23 protein-coding genes are annotated in these 21,731 nt (G+C 70.3%); 8 read left to right on the forward strand and 15 right to left on the reverse strand.

Going from position 1 to position 21,731, the window contains the following annotated elements; translation table 11 throughout:
* Positions 1 to 2: 2 nt before the first annotated feature.
* Complete coding sequence (locus CRP49_RS14780; RefSeq protein WP_097253777.1) at positions 3 to 944, reverse strand: ScbA/BarX family gamma-butyrolactone biosynthesis protein; 942 nt, start codon at positions 942 to 944, stop codon at positions 3 to 5.
* A 135-nt stretch (positions 945 to 1,079) separates the two neighbouring features.
* Between CRP49_RS14780 and CRP49_RS14785 the strand changes: the two genes are divergently transcribed.
* The 3 genes from CRP49_RS14785 to CRP49_RS14795 all read left to right on the forward strand — a co-directional run bounded on the left by CRP49_RS14785 (position 1,080) and on the right by CRP49_RS14795 (position 3,727).
* Complete coding sequence (locus tag CRP49_RS14785) at positions 1,080 to 1,682, forward strand: ScbR family autoregulator-binding transcription factor (RefSeq protein WP_167444167.1); 603 nt, start codon at positions 1,080 to 1,082, stop codon at positions 1,680 to 1,682.
* A gap of 111 nt (positions 1,683 to 1,793) precedes the next feature.
* Complete coding sequence (locus tag CRP49_RS14790; protein WP_097257363.1) at positions 1,794 to 2,795, forward strand: bifunctional lytic transglycosylase/C40 family peptidase; 1,002 nt, start codon at positions 1,794 to 1,796, stop codon at positions 2,793 to 2,795.
* A gap of 230 nt (positions 2,796 to 3,025) precedes the next feature.
* Positions 3,026 to 3,727, forward strand: a complete 702-nt coding sequence (locus tag CRP49_RS14795; RefSeq protein WP_097253778.1) for a phosphatase PAP2 family protein — start codon at positions 3,026 to 3,028, stop codon at positions 3,725 to 3,727.
* Positions 3,728 to 3,780: 53 nt separating this feature from the next.
* On the opposite strand, the gene CRP49_RS14800 is transcribed toward CRP49_RS14795, so the two are convergent.
* The gene (locus CRP49_RS14800) at positions 3,781 to 5,340 is read right to left on the reverse strand and encodes an FAD-binding oxidoreductase (protein WP_097253779.1); all 1,560 of its coding nucleotides are present in this window, start codon (positions 5,338 to 5,340) and stop codon (positions 3,781 to 3,783) included.
* 323 nt (positions 5,341 to 5,663) lie between these two features.
* Here CRP49_RS14800 and pstS point away from each other — a divergent pair, with 323 nt between their 5' ends.
* The 4 genes from pstS (at position 5,664) to pstB (ending at position 9,851) form a co-directional block, all read left to right on the forward strand.
* Positions 5,664 to 6,791: a phosphate ABC transporter substrate-binding protein PstS gene (gene pstS / locus CRP49_RS14805; protein WP_097253780.1), complete on the forward strand. Its 1,128-nt coding sequence runs from the start codon at positions 5,664 to 5,666 to the stop codon at positions 6,789 to 6,791.
* A 141-nt stretch (positions 6,792 to 6,932) separates the two neighbouring features.
* Positions 6,933 to 7,940, forward strand: a complete 1,008-nt coding sequence (gene pstC / locus CRP49_RS14810; protein WP_097253781.1) for a phosphate ABC transporter permease subunit PstC — start codon at positions 6,933 to 6,935, stop codon at positions 7,938 to 7,940.
* Positions 7,937 to 8,998, forward strand: a complete 1,062-nt coding sequence (pstA, locus tag CRP49_RS14815; RefSeq protein WP_097253782.1) for a phosphate ABC transporter permease PstA — start codon at positions 7,937 to 7,939, stop codon at positions 8,996 to 8,998. The genes pstC and pstA overlap by 4 nt, the downstream gene beginning before the upstream one ends.
* A gap of 76 nt (positions 8,999 to 9,074) precedes the next feature.
* Positions 9,075 to 9,851, forward strand: coding sequence for a phosphate ABC transporter ATP-binding protein PstB (gene pstB / locus CRP49_RS14820; protein ID WP_094216992.1), 777 nt, complete (start codon positions 9,075 to 9,077; stop codon positions 9,849 to 9,851).
* Positions 9,852 to 10,054: 203 nt separating this feature from the next.
* On the opposite strand, the gene CRP49_RS14825 is transcribed toward pstB, so the two are convergent.
* Positions 10,055 to 11,053 carry an inorganic phosphate transporter gene (locus CRP49_RS14825; protein WP_097253783.1) on the reverse strand — a complete coding sequence of 333 codons (999 nt, stop codon included), beginning with the start codon at positions 11,051 to 11,053 and terminating at the stop codon, positions 10,055 to 10,057.
* A 7-nt stretch (positions 11,054 to 11,060) separates the two neighbouring features.
* Positions 11,061 to 11,681 (reverse strand): DUF47 domain-containing protein, encoded by a 621-nt coding sequence (locus CRP49_RS14830; protein ID WP_094216994.1) that lies wholly within the window; start codon positions 11,679 to 11,681, stop codon positions 11,061 to 11,063.
* Positions 11,682 to 11,887: 206 nt separating this feature from the next.
* Between CRP49_RS14830 and CRP49_RS14835 the strand changes: the two genes are divergently transcribed.
* Positions 11,888 to 12,193, forward strand: coding sequence for a metal-sensitive transcriptional regulator (locus CRP49_RS14835; protein ID WP_020940900.1), 306 nt, complete (start codon positions 11,888 to 11,890; stop codon positions 12,191 to 12,193).
* A 9-nt stretch (positions 12,194 to 12,202) separates the two neighbouring features.
* On the opposite strand, the gene CRP49_RS14840 is transcribed toward CRP49_RS14835, so the two are convergent.
* The 11 genes from CRP49_RS14840 to CRP49_RS14885 all read right to left on the reverse strand — a co-directional run bounded on the left by CRP49_RS14840 (position 12,203) and on the right by CRP49_RS14885 (position 21,638).
* Positions 12,203 to 12,385, reverse strand: coding sequence for a hypothetical protein (locus CRP49_RS14840; RefSeq protein ID WP_094216995.1), 183 nt, complete (start codon positions 12,383 to 12,385; stop codon positions 12,203 to 12,205).
* Positions 12,386 to 12,480: 95 nt separating this feature from the next.
* Positions 12,481 to 13,350: a hypothetical protein gene (locus CRP49_RS14845; protein WP_097253784.1), complete on the reverse strand. Its 870-nt coding sequence runs from the start codon at positions 13,348 to 13,350 to the stop codon at positions 12,481 to 12,483.
* 75 nt (positions 13,351 to 13,425) lie between these two features.
* Positions 13,426 to 14,166, reverse strand: a complete 741-nt coding sequence (locus tag CRP49_RS46835; RefSeq protein WP_179851621.1) for a hypothetical protein — start codon at positions 14,164 to 14,166, stop codon at positions 13,426 to 13,428.
* Positions 14,106 to 14,351 (reverse strand): hypothetical protein, encoded by a 246-nt coding sequence (locus tag CRP49_RS14850; protein WP_097253785.1) that lies wholly within the window; start codon positions 14,349 to 14,351, stop codon positions 14,106 to 14,108. The genes CRP49_RS46835 and CRP49_RS14850 overlap by 61 nt, the downstream gene beginning before the upstream one ends.
* Before the next feature lie 26 nt (positions 14,352 to 14,377).
* Positions 14,378 to 14,791 (reverse strand): NUDIX hydrolase, encoded by a 414-nt coding sequence (locus CRP49_RS14855; RefSeq protein ID WP_097253786.1) that lies wholly within the window; start codon positions 14,789 to 14,791, stop codon positions 14,378 to 14,380.
* A 19-nt stretch (positions 14,792 to 14,810) separates the two neighbouring features.
* Positions 14,811 to 15,911: a CHAD domain-containing protein gene (locus tag CRP49_RS14860; protein ID WP_097253787.1), complete on the reverse strand. Its 1,101-nt coding sequence runs from the start codon at positions 15,909 to 15,911 to the stop codon at positions 14,811 to 14,813.
* The gene (locus tag CRP49_RS14865) at positions 15,892 to 18,123 is read right to left on the reverse strand and encodes an RNA degradosome polyphosphate kinase (RefSeq protein ID WP_097253788.1); all 2,232 of its coding nucleotides are present in this window, start codon (positions 18,121 to 18,123) and stop codon (positions 15,892 to 15,894) included. Before CRP49_RS14865 ends, CRP49_RS14860 begins: the two co-directional genes overlap by 20 nt.
* A 371-nt stretch (positions 18,124 to 18,494) precedes the next feature.
* The gene (locus tag CRP49_RS14870) at positions 18,495 to 19,352 is read right to left on the reverse strand and encodes a hypothetical protein (protein WP_097253789.1); all 858 of its coding nucleotides are present in this window, start codon (positions 19,350 to 19,352) and stop codon (positions 18,495 to 18,497) included.
* Positions 19,349 to 20,362: an ABC transporter permease gene (locus CRP49_RS14875; RefSeq protein ID WP_097253790.1), complete on the reverse strand. Its 1,014-nt coding sequence runs from the start codon at positions 20,360 to 20,362 to the stop codon at positions 19,349 to 19,351. Before CRP49_RS14875 ends, CRP49_RS14870 begins: the two co-directional genes overlap by 4 nt.
* The gene (locus CRP49_RS14880) at positions 20,359 to 21,255 is read right to left on the reverse strand and encodes an ABC transporter ATP-binding protein (protein WP_097253791.1); all 897 of its coding nucleotides are present in this window, start codon (positions 21,253 to 21,255) and stop codon (positions 20,359 to 20,361) included. Before CRP49_RS14880 ends, CRP49_RS14875 begins: the two co-directional genes overlap by 4 nt.
* Positions 21,252 to 21,638 (reverse strand): GntR family transcriptional regulator, encoded by a 387-nt coding sequence (locus CRP49_RS14885; RefSeq protein ID WP_097253792.1) that lies wholly within the window; start codon positions 21,636 to 21,638, stop codon positions 21,252 to 21,254. Before CRP49_RS14885 ends, CRP49_RS14880 begins: the two co-directional genes overlap by 4 nt.
* Between the last annotated feature and the right edge of the window lie 93 nt (positions 21,639 to 21,731).

Below are 21,731 nucleotides of genomic sequence, written 5' to 3' on the forward strand. Positions count from 1 at the left end.
GGTCAGTCCCGGATGAAGAGGGCGTCGGCCTCGGCGAGGGTGCGCTCGCCCTGTACGGCGGTCAGCCGCAGCAGTCCGTCGGGGCCGGTGGCCGAGCGGATGACGATGGGCTGGAACAGCTCGCCGAAGGACCGGAACCTGGCCTCGAGCGCGGTGAGGACGCAGTTGCTGGCCGCGGTCAGATGGCCCGCCTGGCGGAACGCCTCCAGCAGCATCATGCCGGGCACGTGGTCCGAGGGGTGCTCGAAGTAGCCCGGGTGCTGGAGGTCGACGTGCAGCAGCCAGGTCGAGGAGTCGTCGTCGGCCGCGGTGCGCAGCAGCACGTTGGCGTCCTGGCGGCCGGCGATGACCGGTGCCCGCGAGGGCGTCGTCGGGGAGGTGGCCCTGATGCTGCTGGTGAGGTCCCGGCCGCGGTGCCTGAGGACCTCGTAGCGACGCGTGTCGACCACGACGACGGCGACCGTGCTGTACGCGCACGGCTGCCCGTCGACCTCGATGGTGACGTCGAGCCGGGCGTCGAAGCGGCCCGAGCCGGGGTCGCCGGCCGGTGTGACGGACACGTCCAGGACCGCGCCGAGCGGGGTGCCCCCCACCCGCAGGGCGGCCTGGTCGTCGATGTGCACGTCGAGGGACTTGAAGACGAAGTGGTGGCCGAGCGGAACGTCGTAGAAGCGGTGGAGCAGGTAGATCCCCGCCTGACGAACCGTTTCCGCGAGCAGCATGAAGTCGCAGCGGCCCGACTCGTCGGGGTGGTAGAGCGCGTGGTGGCGCGGCCACTGGGCGCCCACCAGGAAGCGGTCGGCGGCGGCCGCGGCCGCGTCGGTGAGGAAGACCTCGGTGACGGAGGCACGGTGCACCAACTGGCGCGGAACCGTGCGGTCGAACGTGAGACCGGCCCGGGCGTGCTCCAGCGGAGACGTGGACCGCAGCGTGCTGACAGACATGCCTGTTTCCCCCCAAGGCTGTTTGCGTTACGCGCAGATGGGGGGTGCCCGTTCGGCTGCCTGGCGCCCCCCGCCACAAGAAATATACCTTCGGGAATGTATATTGCAATGGAGATCCTCGGGAAGGTGGAGTACATGCCAAGCAGCAGGGCGGAGCCGAAGCAGGAACGGGCCCGGCGGACCAGGGCCCACATCCTGGAGATGGCGGCCGAACTCTTCGCCGAACGCGGCTACGCCACGGTGACGCTGCAGGACGTCGCCGAGCGGGCGTCGATGACCAAGGGGGCGGTGTACTTCCACTACAAGAACAAGGAAGACCTCGCCGTCGCCGTGGTGCAGGAGCACTACGCCCGCTGGCCGGTGATCCTGGAGGCGGTCTCGGCCCGCGAACTGCCGCCGTACGAGGCGCTCGTCGCGGTCCTGGACCGGGTCACCGAGGCCTTCCGCGACGACGTCGTGGTGCAGGCCGGTGCCCGGCTGCAGATCGAGCGGTCGCTGATCGACGCCGACCTGCCCGAGCCGTACGTCGGCTGGGAGGACTACCTCACCGGCCTGGTCGAGGAGGTCGAGAAGGCCGGTGAACTGCGCGCCGGCGTCACCCCGCGTTCGGCCGCCCGGGTCCTCGTCTCCGCGTTCTTCGGCATGCAGCACGTCTCGGACGTGCTCAGCCGGCGCTCCGATCTGGCCGAGCGGTACGCCGAGTTGCGGACGGTCGTGCTGGAGGGGCTGCGCGATTAGGCGGGATCCCGACTGGACAGGGTCTGACCAGGGCCGGTTACGGCTGGCTCCGGGGCCTGCGGCCGTACACTGACCCCCGGCGTACTCCCGGGCGGTGAGGGGCGGTTGACGGTGCGTAAGGCATGGATCGCGGCGGGGGCCGGTGTCGGCGCCGCGCTCGCGTTCGTGATGCTGCTCGTCGTCGGCGTGTACGTCGTCGCCGGGAACCTCGTCAACAGCGTCACCGCGGGCAGCCGCGGGCTCGCCAAGGGAGCCGTACCGGCCGCCTACAAGGGGCTCGTGCAGCAGTGGGGGAACCTCTGCCCCGCGCTCAGCCCGGCCCTGCTCGCCGCCCAGCTGTACCAGGAGAGCGGCTGGAACCCGACCATCGTCAGCCCCGCCGACGCGCGGGGCATCGCCCAGTTCATCCCGAGCACCTGGGCGACCCACGGCATCGACGGCAACGGCGACGGCAAGCGCGACATCTGGGACCCGAACGACGCGATCCCGTCGGCCGCTTCGTACGACTGCGAACTCGCCAAGTACGTCAAGGACGTTCCCGGCAACGTCTCCGACAACATGCTCGCCGCCTACAACGCGGGTGCCTACCGGGTCATAAAGGCCGGCGGCGTTCCGTCGATCAGCGAGACGCAGAACTACGTGCAGCGGATCCGCAGCCTGGAGAAGAGCTTCGCCGCGCCGGTCAGGCGGATCGACCCCACCCGGCAGGCCGCGGGCGCCATCGCCTTCGCCCAGAGCAAGCTCGGCACGCCCTACCTGTGGGGCGGCAACGGCACCGCCGACCAGGGCGGGCGCTTCGACTGCTCGGGTCTGACCAAGGCCGCGTACGACAAGGTCGGCATCAGCCTGCCGCGCGTGGCCAACGATCAGTACAACGCCGGGCCGCACCCCTCGCGGGACCAACTGCTCCCCGGTGACCTGGTGTTCTTCTCCGACGACCTCACCGACTCGCGGGCCATCCGGCACGTGGGGATCTACGTGGGCGGCGGGTACATGATCGACGCGCCGCGGTCGGGAGCCGTGATCCGGTTCGACCCGGTCGACACCCCCGACTACTTCGGGGCCACGCGAGTCACCGAAGATGGCGCAAAAGCGCTCCCGACGGCGGTGTGAACCGAGTGTGAACCCACCCCCTGAGCTGCGGTGATGAGTCTCTCTTCGATAACGTCTGAGTGATCATTCGGTGGAGAGTGGAACGTATCAATGGGGGCTGTGCGTTCCTGTTGACGTAGCCGAGCGGACGTCAGTGCGGCAGTGCAGCGGAAGCGGATCTACGAACCACGGGGGGCTGGAGCGACGCACACGAGGTGCGTCCGGGAAGACGACGAAGGGGCCGCAGCACGATGGCTGTACTCGCCGAATCCGGATCGAACCCCGACGTCGACCTGCTCTACGACATCAACGGCCTGGCCAAGGACGCGCCGCACTGGTTCGACCGGGTCATGGAGTTCGTGGGTGAGTACGGGCTGCTTCTGGCCATGGTGCTGCTGGTGCTGTGGTGCTGGTGGTCGGTGCGCCGCCGGGCCGAGGAGGACGCCGCGTCCACCGTCGCCGCGCTGGTGTGGGCGCCGCTCGCGGCCGGTATCGCGGTGCTGGTGAACGTGCCGATCCGGGGCTTCGTCGAACGCCCCCGCCCCTTCGTCGACCACCACGACCTGGACGTCCTCGTCACCGGCAAGACCGACTTCTCCTTCGTCAGCGACCACGCGACGATCACCATGGCGCTGGGGGTGGGGCTCTTCGTCGCCAACCGCCGCTTCGGCCTCGTGGGCATAGGGCTGGCGTTGCTGGAGGGGTTCTGCCGGGTGTACATGGGCGTGCACTATCCGACGGACGTGGTCGGGGGCTTCGCGCTCGGCACGGCGGTCGTACTGCTGCTGTCGCCTCTGGCCATGGCCCTGCTGACCCCGCTGATGAAGGCGGTGGAGCGGTCGCGGCGGGCGGGGTGGATCGTGCGGAGGTCGGTGAGCGGGGCTCAGGGGGATGCGCTGATGCCGGGTGCGCGTCGGCCGGTGGAGTCCGAGGAGAAGGACCTGGCCGCGTAGCCCGGTACTGCTGCCCGCAGCTGTGCGATGCGGGCAGTCGTACCGACAACCTCTTACAACCCCTGCGCGTAAGAGAAGAACCTGTCCGGGTCGTACTGCTTCTTCACCTTGCCCAGGCGGGTCACCGCGTCGCCGTAGTACGCCTTGCGCCAGTTCGTCAGCGTCGGGTCGGTGTAGTTCTGGTACGCCGCGCCGGAGGCGTACGGCTTCATCGCGTTGTGGGCCGACGTGAGCCAGGACTGGGCCGTGCTGCCGGAGGAGCCGGAGCCCCACGAGGCTATGTACTGGGCCAGCATGCGGGAGCGGCGGTGGACGAAGGCCGTCGCCGTGGGGCTGACGCGGTTGACCGCGCCGCCGAGGGCCGTGAAGGCGATGCTGCCCCCGCCGCCCCGGACGGAGCCGATCTGCTTCAGCAGGGTCTGGATGCCCGCCGCGGACAGGGAGCGGTCGAAGAAGTCGGAGCGGGCCGCGTAGGTCTCCCGGCCCAGGCCGCCCTGGGGGGAGCGGCCGGGGGTGGAGCCCGGGAGGTGGCACTGGGCGTCGCTGGAGAAGGAGGAGCAGCCGGCGTAGATCTCCATCGCCTCCTCGTAGCCCCGGCGGCGCAGGGACACGGACCGGGCGTTGGCACCGGCCTTGTGCGCCAGCTGGTCGACCGCGTTCTGGAGTTCGCCGTAGGTGCCGAGGGAGAAGCAGGCCACGGAGATGGTCGGGGTGCCGCCCGGAGTGTTCGACAGGTGGAGGGAGGACCAGATCTCGTCCGGCTGGCTCGGCCCCCACTCCTGCCAGGCCTTGATCACCGCGGCCGCCTTGGACCAGGACCAGGTCATGTACGCGGTCACCGCCTGCGGCGCCGCGTGGGTCTTGAACTGCAGCTCGGTGACGACGCCGAAGTTGCCGTTGCCCGCGCCGCGCAGCGCCCAGAAGAGGTCGGAGTGGGAGGTGGCGTTCGCGGTGACCTGAGTGCCGTCGGCGGTGATCAGCGTCGCCTGGGTGAGGCTGTCGCAGGTCAGGCCGTAGGCGCGGGAGGCGACCCCGTGGCCGCCGCCGAGGACCAGGCCGGAGACGCCGACCGTGGGGCAGGAGCCCGCGGGTATGGTCACGCCCTTCGCGCCCAGCGCCCGGTAGACGTCGATCAGCTTGGAGCCGGCGCCGACCACCGCCGTCCCGCCGCTCACGCGGACCCGGTTCAGCTTGGACACGTCGAGGATCAGCCGGTTGTCGCCCGAGGAGTAGCCGGCGTAGGAGTGGCCGCCGTTGCGTATCGACACCCGTATCTGGTGGGACTGGGCGTACGCCAGGGTCGTCCGGATGTCGTCGGCGTGGGCGACGTAGGCGACGGCGGCCGGCTTCAGTCCGTCGAAGCGGGTGTTGTACAGCTGGCGGGCCGTCTTCCAGGTCGCGTCCCCGGGGCGCACCAGGGGTCCGTCGAGGTCGCGGGCGAGGGCCGCCCAGTTCGCGGCGGCGGCCTGACTGGTGGTCTTCAGCGCCGTGCCGGAGGATGACTGCGTGTGCGCCGAGGACCTGGCGGAGGTGTCCGGGCCAGTACTGCACCCGGCCAGCGCGGTCGCCGCCAGGGCGGCCGCGCCGCCCGAGATGAACGTACGCCGTTCCATGTTCGTCGCCTTTCCTCGGCTCTCCTGGAACGAGACGACGCCATGCGCACAAGGGTTCCCGCCGACAAGGGAACGAGTCTCGAATACGCGTACGTGTAACCCGCCCGTCGGAACCGAGGTGTGCCCTCCCCGTAAGCATTCCGTGACCTCACCGCACCGACGGCAGGGGTTCACCCCCCGTTCACTTATGGCCATCGGCGGCTTCACCTGATCTGCCTAATTTCGGCCCTACCCGGTGCGGGGGCGGTCTGGATGCGCTCGCGCACGCACTACCTCGCACGCCGCCGACTGCCTGCGGCGGCTCCTGGAAGGAACTTCCGAAAGTGATGCTTCAGCGCAAGAACCGGCTGCGCGCCCTCTCTCTCGGTGCTCTCGCCGTCTCCGGCGCCCTGGCCCTGTCGGCGTGCGGCTCGGACGACAACGGCAACAGCACCGCGACGGGCAAGCCGTCGAGCTCGGCCGCCGCGGGCTCGATCAAGTGCGACAACGCCAAGGGTCAGCTGCTCGCCGACGGCTCGTCCGCGCAGAAGAACGCCATCGACGCCTGGGTCAAGAACTTCTCGCAGGCCTGTGGCGTGCAGATCAACTACAAGGGTGCCGGTTCCGGTGCCGGTGTCACCTCCTTCAACCAGGGCCAGATCGCGTTCGCCGGTTCGGACTCCGCCCTGAAGCCCGAAGAGGTCACCGCCTCCAAGAAGGTCTGCTCCGGCGGCCAGGGCATCGACCTCCCGATGGTCGGCGGCCCGATCGCCCTCGGTTACAACGTCCCGGGTGTCGACAACCTGGTCCTGGACGCCCCGACGCTCGCCAAGATCTTCGACAGCAAGATCAAGAACTGGAACGACCCGGCGATCAAGAAGCTGAACCCCTCGGCGAAGCTTCCCGACCTGAAGATCCAGGCCTTCCACCGTTCCGAGGACTCCGGTACCACGGACAACTTCACCAAGTACCTGATCGCCACCACCCCGGACAACTGGAAGTACTCCGGCGGCAAGGCCTGGCAGGCCAAGGGCGGCCAGGCGGCCTCCGGCTCCGCCGGTGTGGCCCAGGGCGTCAAGCAGAACTCCGGCGCGATCGGCTACTTCGAGCTGTCCTACGCCAAGGACATCAACACCGTCTCCATCGCCACCGGCGCCAAGACCCCGGTGAAGCCCTCCACCGAGTCCGCCACCGCCGACATCGCGGCCGCCAAGGTCGTCGGTACCGGCAACGACCTGACGCTGCAGCTCGACTACAAGACCAAGGCCGAGGGCGCCTACCCGATCACCCTGGTCACGTACGAGATCGTCTGCGACAAGGGCAACAAGGCGGACACCCTGCCCGCCACCAAGGCCTTCCTGACCTACATCGCCAGCGAGGACGGTCAGAAGGTTCTGTCGGAGAACGACTACGCGCCGATCCCCGACGAGATCATCGCCAAGGTCCGCACCACCATCGCCGGCCTGAGCTGACCTGATCCGAGAGTGCGGCCCGGTTCCTCACCGACCCGGGCCGCACCGTCCGGTGCACCGCCGCCCGGAGCCATGACCCCGTAAGGGAGAACGGCTCCACCGAGCCGCACACCCCGCGGCTCCGCAAACCGGAGAACCCCGATGGACATATCGACTCAGACAACTGACGCATCTCCCCCCACGCCCGAGCCGTCCGTAGCCCTGCAGAAGCGCAACGCCCGCGGCGCCACCCGCCCCGGCGACCGCATCTTCCTCGGCCTGTCCCGCGGCTCCGGCATCCTGCTGCTGGTGATCATGGCCGCCATCGCGGTCTTCCTCACCTACCGCGCCTCGCTCGCGATCAGCAAGGACCACGGGAACTTCCTGACCACGTTCGAGTGGAACACCAACCTCCAGCCGCCGGTCTTCGGTATCGCGGTCCTCGCCTTCGGCACGGTCGTCTCCTCGATCATCGCCATGGCCCTCGCGGTCCCGGTCGCCGTCGCGATCGCGCTGTTCCTCACGCACTACGCCCCGCGCAAGCTGAGCGGTCCGATCGCCTACGTGATCGACCTGCTCGCCGCGGTGCCGTCCATCGTCTACGGCCTCTGGGGCGCCCTGATCCTCGTCCCGCACATGCAGGGCCTGTACGGCTGGCTGAACGACTACCTCGGCTGGACCGGCATCTTCTCCTGGGACGGCGGCGCCCCGCGCGCCATGCTCACGGTCGGCATCCTGCTGGCGATCATGATCCTGCCGATCATCACCAACGTGAGCCGCGAGGTCTTCCGCCAGGTTCCGCGGATGCACGAGGAGGCCGCCCTGGCCCTCGGCGCCACCCGCTGGGAAGTCGTCCGCATGTCCGTGCTGCCCTTCGGCCGCTCCGGCGTGATCTCCGCCTCGATGCTCGGCCTCGGCCGCGCCCTCGGCGAGACCATGGCCGTGGCCACCGTGCTTTCCCCGAGCTACGACATCCAGGCCAGCCTGCTCAACCCGGGCGGCGGCACCTTCGCCCAGAACATCGCCAGCAAGTTCGGTGAGGCCACCGAGCAGGGCCGGGACGCGCTGATCGCCTCCGGTCTGGTGCTCTTCGTCATCACCCTGCTGGTCAACGGCGCGGCCCGTGCGATCATCGCCCGCCGCAAGGAGTACTCGGGGGCCAACGCATGAGCAACGCACTTGTCGCCGACAAGCGCCCCAGCACGCTGCGGGCCGCCAGCCTCCCGAAGTGGTCGCCCTGGGCGATCGCCGCCGGTTCGCTCGCCCTCGGCATCGGCATCAGCTTCGCCGCCGACCTGCACAGCAGCGTCCAGTGGGGCCTGATCGCCGCGATCCTCTTCATCCTCGGCACCTACGGCATCGCCGCCCGCGTGGAGGGCCGCCGTCAGGCCAAGGACCGGGTCGCCACCTCGCTCGTGTGGGTCGCCTTCCTGGTCGCCGTCGTTCCGCTGGTCTCCCTGGTCTGGGTGACCATCTCGCGCGGCGTGAAGGTCCTCAACGTCTACTTCCTCACCCACTCCATGGGTGTCGTCGCCGACTCCGAGCCGGGCGGCGGCATCTACCACGCCATCATCGGCAGCCTGGAACAGGTCGGCCTCGCCACCCTGATCGGCGCCCCGATCGGCGTGATGACCGCGATCTACCTGGTGGAGTACGGGCGCGGTCGCCTCGCCTCCGCGGTCACCTTCTTCGTCGACGTCATGACGGGCATCCCGTCGATCGTCGCGGGTCTGTTCATCCTCAGCCTGATGCTCATCTTCAAGATGCAGCCGTTCGGCTTCGCCGGTTCGCTGGCCCTGGCCATCCTGATGATGCCGGTCGTCGTCCGCTCCACCGAGGAGATGCTCAAGCTCGTCCCGAACGAGCTGCGCGAGGCCTCGCTGGCGCTCGGCGTGCCGAAGTGGCGGACCATCCTGAAGGTGGTCCTGCCGACCTCCATCGGCGGTATCACCACGGGCATCATGCTGGCCATCGCCCGTATCGCGGGCGAGACCGCGCCGGTGCTGCTGCTGGTGTTCGGCAACCCGTTCATCAACAACAACCCCTTCGAGGGTGCGCAGGCGTCGCTTCCGCTGTACATCTATCAGCAGTACTCGCAGAGCGCGGGAGCGAACGCGGCGTACGACCGTGCGTGGGCGGCGTCCCTGACGCTGATCGCCTTCGTGATGATCCTGAACCTGGTGGCTCGCGGCATCGCCCGCTGGAAGGCCCCCAAGGCCGGTCGCTAGAGCATCAATGTGCGGCTACCGCCGCGTGGCGGCCAATCGGCGACTGACCAAGACTTTTCTGGAAGTGAAGTAGACAATGGCCAAGCGAATCGACGTAAGCGGACTCACCGCCTACTACGGCTCCCACAAGGCGATCGAGGACATCTCGATGACCGTCGAGCCCCGCTCGGTGACGGCGTTCATCGGCCCCTCCGGCTGCGGCAAGTCGACGTTCCTGCGCACCCTGAACCGTATGCACGAGGTCACGCCCGGTGGGCGCGTCGAGGGCAAGGTGCTCCTCGACGACGAGGACCTGTACGGCGCCGGCGTCGACCCGGTGTCCGTGCGCCGCGAGGTCGGCATGGTCTTCCAGCGCCCGAACCCGTTCCCGACGATGTCCATCTTCGAGAACGTGGCGGCGGGGCTGCGGCTGAACGGCAGCTACAAGAAGGCCCAGCTGAACGACATCGTCGAGAAGTCCCTCAAGGGCGCGAACCTCTGGAACGAGGTGAAGGACCGCCTGAACAAGCCGGGCTCCGGGCTGTCGGGTGGTCAGCAGCAGCGGCTGTGCATCGCGCGGGCGATCGCGGTCGAGCCGAAGGTGCTGCTCATGGACGAGCCCTGCTCGGCCCTGGACCCGATCTCCACGCTCGCCATCGAGGACCTGATCGGTGAGCTGAAGGAGCGGTTCACGATCGTCATCGTGACGCACAACATGCAGCAGGCTGCGCGTGTCTCGGACCGTACGGCGTTCTTCAACCTGGCTGCCGTCGGGCAGCCGGGCCGGCTGATCGAGATCGACGACACCGAGCGGATCTTCTCGAACCCCTCGGTCCAGGCTACGGAGGACTACATCTCGGGCCGCTTCGGCTGAGCCTCCACTGATCCCCTCGCGGTGCTGCATGGCGGTGCCACCGCGAGGATGCAAGAGGGCCCGCCCCTGGCTCCCGGGGGCGGGCCCACTGCGTTTGCCTCCGCCGACCCGTCTCGGTTGGCCGGAAAGCGAACACCCACCCCTCCTGGCCGGCTTTTCAGCTGGCCGAGACGGGTGGGTGTGGTGGGTGAGCCGGTGCGGGGCTACAGGATCGTCAGCTTGAGGAGGCCGAAGGCCAGGGCTGCTACCAGGGCCGCTGCCGGCATCGTGATGAACCAGCCCAGGACGATGTTCTTGGCCACGCCCCAGCGGACGGCGTTCACGCGCTTCGTCGCGCCGACGCCCATGATCGCGGACGTGATGACATGGGTGGTCGAGATCGGCGCCTTGAAGAGGTAGGCCGTGGTGAACATGATCGACGCGCCGGTGGTCTCGGCGGCGAACCCCTGCGGGGGGTCGAGTTCGATGATCTTGCGGCCGAGGGTCCGCATGATCCGCCAGCCACCCGCGTACGTGCCCAGCGACAGCATCAGCGCGCAGACGATCTTCACCCAGACCGGGATCGGGTCGCCGTACGTCTGGTGGCCGGAAATCACCAGTGCCATGACCACCACACCCATGGTCTTCTGGGCGTCCTGAAGACCGTGTCCGAGGGCCATGCCGGCCGCGGAGACGGTCTGCGCGATGCGGAAGCCCCGCTTGGCCTTGTGCGGGTTGGCCTTACGGAACAGCCACAGGATCGCCGTCATGACCAGGTAACCGACGAGCAGACCGACGACCGGCGAGACGAACATCGGGATGACGACCTTGTCGAGGACGCCGTTCCAGAGCACCTCCGTACCGCCCGCCAGCGCCGCCCCCACCAGACCGCCGAAGAGGGCGTGGGAGGAAGAGGAGGGCAGGCCGAAGTACCAGGTGAGGAGGTTCCAGACGATCGCGCCGAGGAGGGCGGCGAAGAGGATGCCCATGCCCGTCGAGCCCTTGGGCGTCTCGATCAGGCCCTCGCTGACGGTCTTGGCGACCCCGGTTCCGAAGAACGCGCCGGCCATGTTCATCACCGCGGCCATGGCGAGAGCCGCCCGCGGGGTCAGCGCCCGCGTCGACACCGACGTCGCGATCGCGTTCGCGGAGTCGTGGAAACCGTTCGTGTACGTGAAGAAGAGCGCGACCGCAATGGTCACGACCAGGGCGAAGGTGTCCATCGACGCCTCAGGACTCCTTGACGGCGATGGTCTCCACCGTGTTCGCCACGTGCTCGAACGCGTCCGCCGCCTCTTCCAGGACGTCCACGATCTGCTTGAGCTTGAGCACCTCGATGGCGTCGTACTTGCCGTTGAAGAGGTGCGCGAGCAGCTTGCGGTGGATCTGGTCGGCCTGGTTCTCCAGGCGGTTGACCTCGATCCAGTACTCGGTGAGGTTGTCCATCGTGCGGAGGTTGGGCATCGCCTCGGCCGTCAGTTCGGCCGCGCGCGCCAGCACCTCGATCTGCTGCTCGACGCCCTTCGGCAGCTCCTCGACGTTGTAGAGGACGACCAGGTCGACGGCCTCCTCCATGAAGTCCATGATGTCGTCCAGGGACCCGGCGAGGGAGTAGATGTCCTCACGGTCGAACGGCGTGATGAACGAGGAGTTCAGCTGGTGGAAGATCGCGTGCGTGGCGTCGTCACCTGCGTGTTCCGCGGCCCGCATACGCTCTGCGATCTCGGCCCGGGCAGACGCGTCCGCCCCGAGCAGTTCCATCAGGAGTTTCGAGCCGGTGACGATGTTGTCCGCGGAGGCGGCGAACATGTCGTAGAAGCTCGTCTCCCTGGGGGTCAGACGAAAGCGCACGTGTGGTCCTCGGGGTGCTTCGGTTTCGGTCAGGCTGATGCTAGGCGCATCATCCGGCCACGGCTATCGGGCCGTCCCCCAGTGTCGCCCATCGGGCACAGTGATCAGCACAGGGGCGTACCAAGGGCCCTTTACCCAGCAAAATTCGTTACCATATACCCACCAGGGGTATATATCCGCCGTTCGTCCCGAGATGGAGGCCCGCGATGACGACGACCGAGGCCGGCGCCACGCACGGTTACCACAAGCAGAAGGACGAGCACCTCAAGCGACTGCGCCGGATCGAGGGCCAGATCCGCGGTCTGCAGCGCATGGTCGACGAGGACACCTACTGCATCGACATACTCACCCAGGTGTCCGCCTCCACCAAGGCCCTGCAGTCCTTCGCCCTGCAGTTGCTGGAGGAGCACCTGCGGCACTGTGTCGCGGACGCGGCCCTCAAGGGCGGCGACGAGATCGACGCGAAGGTGGACGAGGCCACGAAGGCGATCGGCCGGCTCCTGCGCACCTGACGCACCTGATCACAGCCGATCAAAATCGGCGGATTCCCGCTCCTCGGCCACCCGCAGGACCTCGTCGATGCTCTCCAGGCTCAGCCGGTCCTCGGCGGCCGAGGCGGCGATGATCAGCTCTCCGCACAGCTCGATCTCGGCGAGGGCCACGTGGTCCTGAACTGCCGTACCGCCGACCGGAGCCACGTGCATCACCTCTTCTCAACCGTCACCGACTTCCTAGAGTAGGGAGCGGTCTACACACCGCGCATGGCACGGACGGGCTAGTTCGCGGGTGGCGTCCCTGACTAGTGCGCCGATCGCTTTTCGGCCTCGCTCTCGGCGATGCGGCCCGCGTAGATGTCCTTCGGGCTCGGCAGGTGGACGTCCACCGGGGCGCCGAAGTCGTACAGCAGGGTCGTCGAGGCGACCGCCACGGCGGTCTTCTCCCGGCCGTTGACGAAGCTGAAGTGCTGGCGCAGCTTGCGGATGCGGCCCTCGTCGTCCAGGTAGGCGTCGAACGGAACCTCGGCCGTGGCGAACCCTTTCGCCGCCGCTGCCAGGGACGCCCGGTCATCGGCCGAGGCACGCCTCGACGCATGGGACAGATCGGCCGTCCCCCGGTAGTGCCGCACCCGCGTGCCGCCGACCTCCGTCCGCCCCACGTACGTCGCCGTACGCGTCCCCCGCAGCACCTCGGCGGCGGCGTACGGGTCTGTCGCGCCGCCGGTGACGAGGTTGCCGTCGGACAGGCTCGCGGTCTCCACCCGCACCCACTTGTCGGCGGGCACCCCCGCACCCCGGTTCTTCATGAACAGGGCGCCGGGGGCGAGGAGTTCGGTGATGGGCCGGTGCTCGGAGGTGCCCGCGGGGTCCTCCGGCAGCACGACGGTCAGCTGTCCGAGCCGGCGCCGGTAGTCGTAGACGCCCCTGCCGCGGATGGTGACCCGGGTGCCGCCGGTCGCCATTTCCATGGACGTGGTGGCCTTGGAGCTGCCCGCGCCGCGCAGGGTGTCGGCGGCGCGCCGCAGGGTGGTCACGGGGTCGCCGCCCGCGCCGTTCACACCCTCGGCCGCGGCCCCGCGGCCGGAACACCCCGTGGCACCCGCCCCGAGCGCGGCCATGATCCCCACCGCGACGACCGTCCTGCCCGCCCGCTTTCGCTGCCGCCGATCCATCGCCTGCCTACCCCCAGCCGGTACGTCCGTCACGGGCCCCCTGTTGTTCCGGTTAACGACGAGTAGGGAGTGCCGTCACGCACTGCCGAACGCTGGGATAGGGCATACAAACGCTTTAACCGCGGTGTCGGTAACGTTGTCACCGTGGCGCAGCAGGACGGGCCGGAGCGAGTCCGGCAGGGGCAGGGGCATTTCACTTCTACGACCGAGCAGGGCCGTTTCTGTGTGGCCCGCTGCACCTGCGGCTGGCGCGGCCCGGCCCGCCGGGCGCGCAGCCAGGCCAGAACGGACGCGGAGGGCCACGCGACGAGCCTGTGACGAGCCCGGTCCGCCGGTGACGAGGTTCAAAAGGCCGCGTCCCTGGTGGTGGCGAGGACCTTCAGCGCACGCTCCAGCATGCGCCAGCGGGGAGTCGTACGCGTAGCCCTTGCGGGCCATGCAGGACGACCAGGCCTTGACGGCCCTGCGCACCTCCGGGTCCTTCTCGGCCTGTGCGAAGCCGTTGAGGTAGATGCGCATGGCGACCGGGTTGCGTTCGCTGCCGCCGTCTCCGACGATCCGGGTGCGGGCCTCCTCGGCGCAGCCGCCCTCGCGGACCGGGCGGTCCTTGTAGGTGCCGATGACCTTGGCCTCGCGCAGCGGCCGGGGGCCGTCGGCGCGCCGGGCGTCCGCCTCGGTGAGGGTGTCGGACGCGGTGCCGTGGAGCACGAGGGCGCGGACCCGGCGGTCCGCGGCCGTCTTCGGCTGCCGGGAGGTCACCAGGTCGGTCTGCTTCTTCTGGTTCGCGGGCACGCGCGGGTCGACGTCCGGGGCCATGTGGTAGCCGTGGCGGCGGGCAATTCCCAGTGGTTGGAGGCGTTGTTGTTGTAGGTGTTGTTCAGGCGGGAGACCGACGACTTGGCCGGGATGTAGTCGGCCGGGCCGCTCCGGCCGCTGTTGTAGTAGATGCTCGCGGTGCAGTCGGGGTCGAGGTTGGTGGCCGAGGCCGCGTTGTTCTTCACCGGCTGGCCCTGGCCGGATCCTTCCGCTACATGTGTTCGAATTCCCGGACGAGGGTGTCCACGAGGTCGCGGTCGCGCGGCTGGGTCAGCCGGCCCCGGGCCGCGGTGGGGGAGAGCCACAGGATCCGGTCCACCTCGTCGTTCGGGGTGAACCGGCCGGAGACGGCCTCGGCCGCCCAGTAACGCACCTGCTTGGGGCGGCCGTTGACCAGGTAGTGCAGGGACGGCAGCTCGGTGCCGGGCTCCGCCGTGTAGCCCGTCTCCTCCGCGACCTCGCGCAGGGCGCCCGCGAGCGGGTCCTCGCCCCGCTTGAGCTTGCCCTTCGGGTGGGACCAGTCGTCGTACTTCGGCCGGTGGACCAGGCAGACCTCCAGCTCGCCGTCGACCGGCGAGCGGCGCCACAGCACGCATCCGGCTGCCTGGACCAGGGTGTCGTTCACACCGCCTCCTCGGGAGGGTTCAGGGTGCGTTGACCGTCTCTTTCTGCCACGCCTGCTGGAAGGCGAACCGGGCCGCCTCCACCTCGTGCCGCTGGTCGGCGTGGAGCACGCCGAGCGCGTACGCCGTGGCCGGCGCGATGCGGGGCGTACGGGCCGCCTGCGCGGCCGCGGCCGCCGCCTCCGAGGCGTCCCGGTGCCGGTTCAGGGCCTGGCCCGCCGCCAGCAGGCGTACGTCCACGGGGGCGCTGCCTGCGTACAGCACCTCGCGGGCGTAGCGGTGCAGCCGCAGCAGCAGGCGGACCTGGTGCCAGGGGCCGTCCTGGGGGTGCGGGGACGGGTCCGGGGACAGGCCGTGGACCAGGGCCTCCGCGTTGTAGGGGTGGCCGGCGGTGAGCAGCGGGAGGGCGGCGATGGCGTCCGTGAGGCGTTCTTCGGCGGCGGCCGCGAGGGGGCGCAGGTCGGTGGTGGGGGCGGTGGGGGTGAGGAGGACCTCGCTGGCGAGTACGGCGACCTTGTCAGCGACGGCGTGGAAGCGGCTGGATCCCAGGGCCTGGAGGGCGGTGGAGTGGGCGCGGGTCCGGGCCAGGGTCAGCTGTCGTTCCAGTAGGGCGCCTGCTTTTGCCGCGCCCACGGTGAGGTTGCCGCGTTCCGGTGTGGGCGTCGGGCCGGCGGCACGACCGCCCGCAGCCAGGTCGGTGGTGATCACGGCCTGTGCGGGCAGTGACGTGGAACCCGACAGCCGGTGCAGTGCCAGCAGCAGCCGTTCCAGGCGGGACTCGTACGCGTGCTCAAGGCCCAGCGTGCCCGACAGCCAGGCCAGTTCCGGGCGCATCTCCTCCGACCAGTCGGTGTCGAGGAGGGGGCGGAACGTGTGCAGGCTGCCGCTGATGCGGCGGGCCGAGCGGCGCAGGGCCCGGGCCGCGTCGACGGACTCCTCCGCGCCGTTCTCCCCCACGCTCGAATACGCTCCCGCGGGGGCACCCCCACCGCTGCCGTTCTCCCGGTGCAGGCGCAGCGCGCGGAGGAACTCCGTGGCCTGGGAGCGCAGGTAGCCCGCGAGGGCGTCCCCGGTCACCTCCGAGGCCGTCGGGTCCGTCGGGTCAAGGTGTTGCGTTGCCACGCCGGCGCCTCCGGGCGTCTATGAGCATCTCCTGAACGTTGCGCAGGGGCTGTCCGTCCGCGTCGGTCGCGTGCCGGGTCCACTCGCCGTCGGGGCCGAGGTGCCAGGAGGCGGTGGCGTCGGACATGCCCGTGTCGAGCAGCCGGTTCAGGGCCGCCCGGTGGCCGGGGTCGGTGACCCGGACCAGGGCCTCTATCCGGCGGTCGAGGTTGCGGTGCATCATGTCGGCGCTGCCGATCCACACCTCGGGCTCGCCGCCGTTGCCGAAGGCGAACACCCGGGAGTGTTCGAGGAACCGGCCGAGGATCGAGCGGACCCGGATGTTCTCCGACAGGCCCGCGACGCCCGGGCGGACGGCGCAGATGCCCCGCACCCAGATGTCGACCGGCACACCCGCCTGGGACGCCCGGTAGCAGGCGTCGATGAGCGCCTCGTCGACGATCGAGTTGACCTTGATGCGGACGAAGGCCGGACGCCCCGCCCGGTGGTGCTGGATCTCCTTGTTGATCCGCTGGACCAGGCCGTCCCGCAGGGACTTGGGGGCGACCAGGAGCCGGCGGTACGTCTCGCGGCGGGAGTAGCCGGAGAGGCGGTTGAAGAGGTCGGAGAGGTCGGCGCCGACCTGGGGGTCGGCGGTGAGCAGGCCGAGGTCCTCGTACAGGCGGGCCGTCTTCGGGTGGTAGTTGCCCGTGCCGACATGGCTGTAGCGCCGCAGCGTCTCGCCCTCCTGGCGGACCACCAGGGACAGCTTGCAGTGGGTCTTCAGGCCGACCAGGCCGTACACGACGTGGCAGCCGGCCTCCTCCAGACGCTTCGCCCACTTGATGTTGGCGTGCTCGTCGAAGCGGGCCTTGATCTCGACCAGGACGAGCACCTGCTTGCCGGCCTCGGCGGCGTCGATGAGCGCGTTGACTATCGGGGAGTCGCCGGAGGTCCGGTACAGGGTCTGCTTGATCGCGAGGACGTCCGGGTCCTCGGCCGCCTGCTCCACGAAGGCCTGCACGGACGTCGAGAAGGAGTCGTACGGGTGGTGCAGCAGGACGTCCCGGCTGCGCAGGGCCGCGAAGATGTCGGGCGCGGACGCCGACTCGACCTCGGCGAGGTCGCGGTGGGTGCCCGCGATGAACTTCGGGTACTTCAGCTCGGGGCGGTCGATGCCGGCGATGCGGAAGAGACCGGTGAGGTCCAGGGGACCCGGCAGCGGGTACACCTCGGCCTCGCTGATCTTCAGCTCGCGCACCAGCAGGTCGAGCACCTCGCGGTCGATGGACTCCTCGACCTCCAGGCGCACCGGCGGCCCGAAGCGGCGCCGCATGAGTTCCTTCTCCAGGGCCTGGAGCAGGTTCTCGGCGTCGTCCTCCTCGACCTCCAGGTCCTCGTTCCTGGTCAGCCGGAAGGCGTGGTGCTCCACCACCTCCATGCCCGGGAACAGCTCCTCCAGGTGCGCGGCGATGACGTCCTCCAGCGGGACGTACCGGCCGGGCGCGGCCTCCAGGAAGCGGGACAGCAGCGGCGGCACCTTCACCCGGGCGAAGTGCTTGTGGCCGCTGACCGGGTTGCGTACGACGACGGCCAGGTTCAGGGACAGGCCGGAGATGTACGGGAACGGGTGCGCGGGGTCCACGGCCAGCGGGGTGAGGACCGGGAAGATCTGGTGCCGGAAGAGCGTGAAGAGGCGCGCCTGCTCCTTCTCGGTCAGCTCGTTCCAGCGGACCAGGTGGATGCCCTCCTCCGCGAGCGCGGGGGCGACGTCCTCGTGGTAGCAGGCGGCGTGCCGGGCCATCAGCTCGCGGGAGCGGGCCCAGATCATCTCCAGGACCTCGCGCGGCTGGAGGCCGGAGGCCGAACGGGTGGCGACGCCCGTCGCGATACGGCGCTTCAGACCGGCCACCCGGACCATGAAGAACTCGTCCAGGTTGCTGGCGAAGATCGCCAGGAAGTTGGCGCGCTCCAGCAGGGGCGTGTTCGGGTCCTCGGCCAGTTCCAGTACGCGCTCGTTGAACGCGAGCCAGCTTCGCTCCCGGTCGAGGAAACGACCCTGCGGCAGCGGTGCCCCCTCACCCGGCGCCTCCTCGTAGGCGTCGAGGTCGGCATCGATGTCGGGTTCGAGGTCGGAGACCGCCGCGGCCACGGTGTGCGGCCGGTGCGCGGCGATGGAGCCCACGGAGGGCTGGACGTGCTGGACCTCTGCCTGGGTGTCTTGCTGACTCATGAACCCATTCTTCCGCGCCAAGGGCGAGACAGGCGCGTCGGAACGTGCGGGAGGGAGCTTCACGGTCCCGTTTTTCGCGATCCCCTCGGGGGCGGCGAAGGCTCTGGCACGGCGGGGTTCATTGGCTGAGCGTCGCAAGACCGTCTGAATCGATGGTTACGGAGACATGACGTGCGGGATATCGCGGGGCGGCTCGAAGGGGTAGGTCCGAGGCGCGCAAGTGACGATCCCGTGCGCCCGAAAGTGACGATCCGGTACCCGCGAAGGCGACGGTCCGGTACCCGGGAAAGCGACGGTCCCGTACGTCACTCCCCCCGTGGAAGGGACGTACGGGACCGAAGGGGCGTACGGAGCCTCGGCTCGCCTCGGTGTCAGGCCGCCCGGCGGCGCAGTACCGCGTACGCGGCGGCGGTGGTCAGCGCCGCCGCGGCCAGGACGATGCCGGTCTCCACCCACTGGAGTGGCCAGAAGTGGGACGCGGGGTGGTAGACGGCGAAATAGCCGTCGGCGTTCCGTCCCGAGTTCACCCGCCAGGCGTTGTCGGGCAGCTCGATGCTCCTGCCGGAGGTGCGGGTGACCGCGGGCCACAGGTCGGCGCGGTAGCGGGTGAGCAGGAAGTTGAGCAGCCACATCGCGGCGAAGGCGGTGCCGAGCGCGGCCAGGGTGCGGCGCAGCAGCAGCGCGGCGAGCGCGCCGACGGCGAGGGCGCACAGGCCGTACGCCACCGTGAGCGGGCCGCGGGCCACGATGATGTCGCTCTGGTACCAGTGGGTGATCGGGATCAGGTCCTCGCCCGCCGACCAGCCCCAGCGGAACGCGAGGACCAGGGTCAGTCCTCCGGCGGCGACGGCCACGGCGGGCAGGGCCAGCTTGGCGGTCAGCCAGCGCACCGGGGTGACGCCCTGCGTCCAGGCCAGCCGCGCGGTGCCGGACTCCAGTTCGCGGCCGACGAGCGCGCCGCCCGCGAAGGCGGCGACGGCGAGGAAGGTGTAGCAGATGAGGGTGCCGATCCAGCCGACCGTGGTGCCGTAGTCGAAGCGGTCGAAGGAGTCGATGCACACGTCCGTGTGGGCGCAGGCCCGCTCGGCCCTGCGGGTGGCGGCCGCGGTGACCTCGTTCAGGTACACCAGCCAGCCGGTCAGGCCGGCGACGACGGCGGCCCAGACGAGCAGGGCGGTGCGGTGCAGCCGCAGCACGGTGCGGGGCAGGCCCTGGAGGGCGGCGCTCATGCGGTGGCCCCCTTGCCGGGCCGGAACGGGCCGGTGAGGCGTCTGAGCACCAGGAACGCGGCCCCTGCGAACAGGCAGGCCAGGGCCAGGACGAAGGCGCCGGTGGCCAGCTGGAGCGGCCAGTGGTGCGCGTCGGGGTGGTAGGTGTAGTAGAAGCCGACCCCGCCCCGCTTCTCGAAGAGCCGTCGGCAGTCCTCCCAGGCGTCCGCGTGGCAGACGGGCTCGGGGATGTGGCCGCCGGTGCGGGCGACCAGGCCCTGGTCGACGCCCAGGCCGCCGGAGGAGTAACCGAAGGGGTGCTGGAGGCCGGTCACGCGGGTGACGGCCGGCCACAGGTGCGGCATGAGCCACTGCGCGAGGCCCCACAGGCCCGCGGTGGCGACGACGGCGGTGGCCAGCGCGGGCAGGGCGCGGCGCAGGGTCAGGCCGGCGAGGGCGCCCACGGCCAGGGCGGCCAGCGCGAGGGCGACGGTGCCGGGGCCGTTGGTGACGAAGGTCCAGGTGTCCCACTGGCTCTTCGCGGTGTCGACGCGGCCGCGAGCGGCCGACCACGCCCGGTGGTGCAGGAACACCAGCAGGCTCGTCCCCGCGGTGACCGCGACGGCCGGCAGGGCCAGCCTGGTCGCCAGCCAGCGGGCCGGGGTGACGCCCTGCGCCCAGGCCAGCTGCGCGGTGCCGGACTCCAGCTCGCGGCCGGTGAGGGCGGCGGCCGCCCAGGCCCCGACCAGGAGCGGCAGCGCGGCGAGGGTGAGCGTGAGGTAGTTGTACGCGTCCTTGTAGCGCAGGATCGCGTCCTGGTCGTAGGAGCACTTGTCGGACCAGTCGCAGGCGTTGTACTGGCGCCAGCCGTCCGCCGCCGCGTCGGTGAGCGGTCCCCCGAGCCACAGCAGCAGGGCGGCGCCGAGGATCACCAGGCTTGCCCAGGCGACCAGTTCCGGCCGGTGCAGGCGCAGCACCCAGCGGGTGAGGTGCGGGCGGCGGACGGCCGCCGGCGTCGTCACGGCGGTCACGCGGCACTCCCCTGGGTCACGGCCGGTGCGGCGCTGAGCGTGGGGGCCTCGGGGTTGCGCAGGTGGGCGAGGACGAGTTCCTCCAGCGAGGGCACCGAGGTGCGCAGGTCGCCGGGGAGCGGTCCGGCCGGGCGGATCAGCGCGGTCAGCTGGCGGCCGGTGACCCGGGACTCGACCACGGTGTGCGCGCTCAGGTCGGTGGACCCGGCGGCCCCGCTGACCCGCAGATGGGCGGCGAGCAGGTCGTCGATCTCGCCGGCGAGGCGGATCCGGCCGCCGCCGGCCAGCAGCAGGTGGTCGCAGGAGTCCTCCAGCTCGGCCACCACGTGCGAGGACATCACGATGGTGGTGCCGTACTGCGCGGCCTCGGCCATCAGGGTGCCCATCAGCTCGTGCCGGGCCAGCGGGTCGAGGTCGGCCATCGGCTCGTCCAGCAGCAGCAGTTCGGGCCGCTTGCCGAGGGCCAGGGCGAGGGCGACGCGGGTGCGCTGTCCGCCGGACAGCGACCGTATGCGGGACCGCGGGTCCAGGTCGCCGCCGGCCACGACCTGCTCGGCGGTGGCCGCGTCCCAGCGCTCGGGGTTGAGGTCGGCGCCCATCCGCAGCGTCTCGGCGACGGTGAGCTGCGGGTACAGCGGCTTGTCCTGGGCGACGAAGCCGACCCGGGCGCGGGCCCCGGCGGGCGTGCCGCCGAGCACCGTCAGCCGGCCCTCGGTGGGCGGGAGCAGCCCGGCGGCGAGGGCGAGCAGTGTCGACTTGCCGGCGCCGTTGGGCCCGACGAGGGCGCACACCCGCCCGGCGGGCAGCCGGAAGGCGACGTCGCGCAGCGCCCAGCCTCCCCGGCGCCCGAAGCGCTTGCCGAGGCCGGTGGCCTCCAGAGCCGTGTCGCTCATGAACCTTCTCCCTGGAAGTGCTTGTCGAGTACGGCGGTGAAGAGGGCCGCCACGTCGTCCCGGTCCAGCCCCGCGTCGACGGCCTTCGCCGCCCACGCCTCCAGCTCCGCCCGCAGGGGGGAGTCGGCCGGGGCGGCGCCCAGGGACCGCCGGACGAAGGTGCCGAGCCCGCGCCGCGCCTCGACCAGGCCCTCCCGCTCCAGCTCGCGGTAGGCCTTGAGGACGGTGTTGGGGTTGATGGCGGTGGCCTCCACGACCTCGCGGGCCGTCGGCAGCCGGTCGCCGGGCTGCAGCAGGCCCAGGCGGAGGGCCTGTTTGGTCTGCTGGACGATCTGGACGTAGGTGGCGACACCGCTGTGCCGGTCGATGCGGAATTCGACCACGCGTTGAACCACCCTTTCACTAATTGAGTAGTGAAAGGGTGGTGGAGGGGGGTGGTGGAAGTCAAGTCAGACTTCCGTGAACCGATCGGCGGG

The organism is Streptomyces sp. Ag109_G2-15 (assembly GCF_900215565.1).
Taxonomy (GTDB): domain Bacteria; phylum Actinomycetota; class Actinomycetes; order Streptomycetales; family Streptomycetaceae; genus Streptomyces; species Streptomyces diastatochromogenes.